The organism is Kosmotoga sp. (genome assembly GCF_982836095.1).
Genome location: NZ_CEYIHJ010000158.1, coordinates 1 through 4,324, shown reverse-complemented (window position 1 = coordinate 4,324; position 4,324 = coordinate 1). Strand labels below are relative to the sequence as shown.

Here is a 4,324-nt window from a genome sequence, read left to right as displayed (position 1 = left end):
TACGAGGGAGATGCCATTTTCGCCTCCGGCGCTGGTGTGGTGGTTTATGCCGGCTGGAACGATTGGGGATATGGCGAGATGATCGTTGTTGATCATGGGTTCGGCTGGCAGACGCTTTATGCGCACCTCAGTCAGATTCATGTGGGCTGCGGTCAAGAAGTTTATCAGGGAGATACGATTGGGTTGATGGGCAGCACGGGCAACTCAAGCGGACCGCATTTGCATTTTGAGATGCGCAACGATGAATACGGTCGTGTAAATCCCTGGGATTTCTTACAATAACATTCGGGATAAGGATATAAATTTCGCTTCAAGTACTGAGTGAAATATTGGCATTTTAAGAAAACCACAGACAGTGTTATAAAACCTACTGATTCAAGTCATAAAACATGAAAGGTGTAGTTAGAAATGATTTTCCCGGAAAACAAACCTAAACTTGGAGTTGCATTAAGCGGAGGAGGAGCAAGAGGGCTGGCTCACATAGGTGTATTAAAAGCCTTGAGCAGCGCTGGTATCCAGATAGACTTTTTGGCTGGCGCCAGTATGGGGGGAGTCATTGCAGCCAGTTTTGCTGCTGGATTAGATCCATCACAGATCGAGGAAATTGCCTGTCATGTGGGGACAGCCAGTAGGCTTGCACGATTGGCCGACCCAATCCTACCTCAAAAAGGTATATTTAAAGGCGAGAAATTACATAGTTTCTTCGATCAACAGTTGCATAGCATGACATTTGATGACCTGCAAATTCCACTTACAATAATAGCTGTTGATCTAAACAGCAGCAGAGAAATACACATTACCAAAGGCTCGATAGCTGATGCAATACGTGCGACTATCTCTATCCCGGGTATATTTATCCCAGTAGAGAGTGATGGGATGCGTTTAGTAGATGGCGGGCTACTAAATAATTTACCTGTAGATGTTGTCCGCGCTATGGGAGCGGACGTTGTTCTAGCTGTGGATGTTGGATGGCATGGCCGTGGAAAAGAGCAATGGAGGGAATCAAATCGAACTCTCCTTTCATTTACTCCATTGGGGGAATTACTCTTGATTTTATTGGAGTCAATGGACATATTGTTAACCCAACAAGTTGAAAATAAAATTCAATCTGATAAACCAGAGTTTTTGCTTCAACCGCAGATTTCTTCTGGGGTTACATCTCTAACAGGGTACACACATGCTTCAGAACTGATCGCTCTTGGAGAAGAAGTTACACAGCCCATACTCGCAGACTTAAGACTTTCCCTTAATCTAGCTAGTGATCTGACCTAATCTGTTAAGCAAGTAATTTTCCCAAGAAATATCATTTAATAAATAGGTTATGGGATGTGTCAAGCATCTGAATTAAATTATATCAAAAATAAACATTTTAGAAACCGATTCTTAATTAATAGATTTGTAGTCCTATAATGAAAAAATATAATTACCCAATGATAAGTATCATCACATGCACATTTAATAGCGAGAAGTATTTAAAAAAAGCTTTGGAAAGTGTTCAGAAGCAGACTTATAAAAATATCGAACATATTATTAATGATTCTTATTCAACTGATAAAACTTTAGAGATAATAAAAACATATATTGAGCAAAATAAAAAGGAATACAGCATTAAATTCATACAGTCTCAGCCAAATGGTGTGGCAAACGCCTTGAATGTTGCAACAAAAGAAGCAACCGGGGACATTGTTCACTATCTGCATTCAGATGATTACTACTATAAAAAAGAATCTCTGGAAAAAGCGGCTTCTTATTTCATGAAAAACCCAGACCTTGTGTGGCTCACTGGCAACTTCTTAGTTGAAATTAAAGGCAAAATAATTGCAATACCCCAGACACATCTCTTAAAAATCAACCCAGAAAGAGCTTTATCAGGAATGAATATCATCTCCCATGAAAATACTTTTATGAGACGAGAAGCTGTCCAGTTATATGGGGGATTTAATGAAAATAAGAATGCTGTCGTTGAATACAGCTTGTGGTTAAAATTAATTAAAGATTACAAACCATTGATTGTGAATGATGAGTTTACAGTTTTTATCATTCATAAAGGAAGCACATCAACAGGCAGTGTAATTAAATTCTCTAAAGCAATACTAAGGGCTTTTAATACTCAAAGAAAAGAAAAAATCTTTCCTTTGATAGGATATTATGAGGATAAAGATTTTTATAAACAATATAAGAAAATCATAGAAAGAGTGAAAGAATTCAGGGCATTATTTGATTTTGAAGTTTACTAGCTGTGCTTCTTCGATTTCAAGAAATCTAACAATTCACCATGAGAGGGAAAAACGGCATCAGCATGCTGCCTGGACCTGGCAGTGATGGGGGCCAGGTCTTTTACAATAAAGACAAGCATCCCGGCTCTTTTTGCTGCCACCGCACCATTCTCTGAATCTTCCAGCACAACACATTCTTGAGGGTCAACCTTCAACAGTGATGCGGCTTTCAAAAATATCTCAGGGTCGGGTTTTGATCTTAATACTTCATCTCCCCCAACAATAACTGGAAACTCGTGTAATTGCTCTATTTTACTTAATCTTGATTTTAAAGTTTCTTTATATGTTGAACTGGCAACAGCTACTTTGAATCCCCTCTGTGTGAAGAAACGCTTCACCTCAAGGGCATTTTCGCGAACAGGAAGCCCATGCGCCTCAATATCTTCATTGAAATATTTGGTGCCATTTTTTAGTATTTGTTCAAATGGAAAATCATTTCCAAATCGATCGAAACAAATTTGTTTAATATCGGTAAGTGATAAACCGTAGCATTGTATAAAAAAGCTTTCATCGAGTTCATATCCATACTCCAAGGAAGCCTTAATCCAGGTGCGGTTAAATATTGGCTCAGATTCCACTAAAATTCCATCAAAGTCAAAAATACACGCTTTCAAAGAATCTATTATTAGCATATCTTATATCTTTCAATTCTTATTGTATGTGCAGGTAGTATTATACCGAAATCGAAGCTTTGACTCACAAGTTTTTAAAAAGGGGTTGCTGCTGCTTGTCTTAAACACATGTAAATGTGATCAATTCTCTTCTCATTTTTATCTTTCCAGTATTTTCTAAAACCTTATCGGCATATCTCGCTTCAACATCAACAAAAGTATGATTATCTTTGATGAGAATCTTTCCAATGGAGCTCCCTGGAATATTTGAAAAACGAGCAATGGATCCAACGACCTCACCAGGATTGATCCCGTTTTTTCTGCCGCTGTTGATCAAAATGCGCACCATGCCAGCTTCATGGGCTGAAGACCGTTTTTGATAGCTTTTCCTATTATTCCTTCTGGGTTCTCTCTCGTATGCTTTTTGAAAAACTTCAATCGGTCTTTGTTTTTCATCTGCTCGGGCTATTTTCAGCGCAACTGCTGCAACATCCATGAGATCATAACCTTCACCCATCAGGCTGGAAATCAGCTCCTTTTCCTTATTGCATCTTCCACGTTTCAACCACATCCGCAGGCTTTCTAAAAGGTCTAATTCCCGCTTGTGAATGATCTTCTCCTCAGTAGGAATTTCGCATCTGGCGGCTTCTTTTTTTGTGAATTTTTCAATTCTCTTCATAAACCAGAGTTCTTTAGGTGTAACCAATGTGATCGCAATCCCTGTTTTTCCAGCCCTGGCGGTACGGCCGATACGGTGTACGTATCCTTCAACTTCTCTGGGAAGATCGTAATTGAACACATGGGATATTCCGTCAATATCTAAACCTCGCGCTGCCAATCCGTTGCAACAAGAACTTTAAGCTCATTCTGTTTAAATCTTTTTAATACACGGGATCGTGCGTTTTGATCCAGGTTGCCGTTGATCACCTCAGCCTGGAATCCACGTGAGGATAATTTGTTGGCTAACTGCTCTGTGCTGATTTTTGTAGAAGCGAACACCAAAGCCTTCTCAATATTTTCAATTTCAAATATCCGCGTAATTGCCGCAAACTTATCTCTGTTTTTTACAAGGTAATAACGCTGTTCAATACTATCAACAGTTAGATGTTTTTTCTTGATAAGAATGGAATGCGGATCATGCATGTACCGCTTACCTAATTGTTTGATAGGAGCCGGCAAGGTTGCTGAAAACAAAGCAGTTTGCCGTGTTTCCGGGACTTCTTCAAGAATAGACCGGATATCCCCGATAAAACCCATGCTTAACATTTCATCGGCTTCATCTAAAACAACGATTTTTACAGAGCTTAGATCCAGGGCCTTTTTTCGAATAAGGTCCAAAATACGCCCGGGAGTTCCAACAACAATATCAACTCCCTTTCGCAATCGATTGATTTGGCGGGAATAGGCCTGCCCGCCAAAGATAGGTAAAACACTGAA

Annotated in this window: 5 protein-coding genes and 1 pseudogene; 3 read left to right on the top strand and 3 right to left on the bottom strand. The window is 39.4% G+C overall.

What is annotated here, in order from left to right; translation table 11 throughout:
• The 3 genes from AC3LHT_RS09190 to AC3LHT_RS09180 all read left to right on the top strand — a co-directional run.
• On the top strand, positions 1 to 282 hold a 282-nt coding region (locus tag AC3LHT_RS09190; protein WP_488662677.1), incomplete at its 5' end, for a M23 family metallopeptidase.
• A gap of 126 nt (positions 283 to 408) precedes the next feature.
• Entirely contained in the window at positions 409 to 1,272 is an 864-nt protein-coding gene (locus AC3LHT_RS09185; protein WP_488662676.1) for a patatin-like phospholipase family protein, read from the top strand.
• Positions 1,273 to 1,409: 137 nt separating this feature from the next.
• Entirely contained in the window at positions 1,410 to 2,237 is an 828-nt protein-coding gene (locus AC3LHT_RS09180) for a glycosyltransferase (protein WP_488662675.1), read from the top strand.
• Here the strand turns inward: AC3LHT_RS09180 and AC3LHT_RS09175 are convergent.
• From AC3LHT_RS09175 to AC3LHT_RS09165, 3 genes and pseudogenes are all read right to left on the bottom strand, one after another.
• Complete coding sequence (locus AC3LHT_RS09175) at positions 2,234 to 2,908, bottom strand: HAD family hydrolase (protein ID WP_488662674.1); 675 nt, start codon at positions 2,906 to 2,908, stop codon at positions 2,234 to 2,236. The genes AC3LHT_RS09180 and AC3LHT_RS09175 overlap by 4 nt on opposite strands.
• 100 nt (positions 2,909 to 3,008) lie before the next feature.
• On the bottom strand, positions 3,009 to 3,236 hold the full coding sequence (locus tag AC3LHT_RS09170; protein ID WP_488662678.1) for a DbpA RNA binding domain-containing protein: 228 nt from the start codon (positions 3,234 to 3,236) through the stop codon (positions 3,009 to 3,011).
• A 438-nt stretch (positions 3,237 to 3,674) separates the two neighbouring features.
• Positions 3,675 to 4,309 (bottom strand): annotated as a pseudogene (locus AC3LHT_RS09165) (DEAD/DEAH box helicase); the annotation flags it as partial.
• Positions 4,310 to 4,324: the final 15 nt, after the last annotated feature.

What these genes read in the sequence shown, in the direction of transcription:
- AC3LHT_RS09175 (WP_488662674.1), bottom strand. Translation starts at nt 2,908, where the DNA reads ATGCTAATAATAGATTCTTTGAAAGCGTGTATTTTTGACTTTGATGGA.
- AC3LHT_RS09170 (WP_488662678.1), bottom strand. Translation starts at nt 3,236, where the DNA reads ATGGTGCGCATTTTGATCAACAGCGGCAGAAAAAACGGGATCAATCCT.
- AC3LHT_RS09180 (WP_488662675.1), top strand. Translation starts at nt 1,410, where the DNA reads ATGAAAAAATATAATTACCCAATGATAAGTATCATCACATGCACATTT.
- AC3LHT_RS09185 (WP_488662676.1), top strand. Translation starts at nt 409, where the DNA reads ATGATTTTCCCGGAAAACAAACCTAAACTTGGAGTTGCATTAAGCGGA.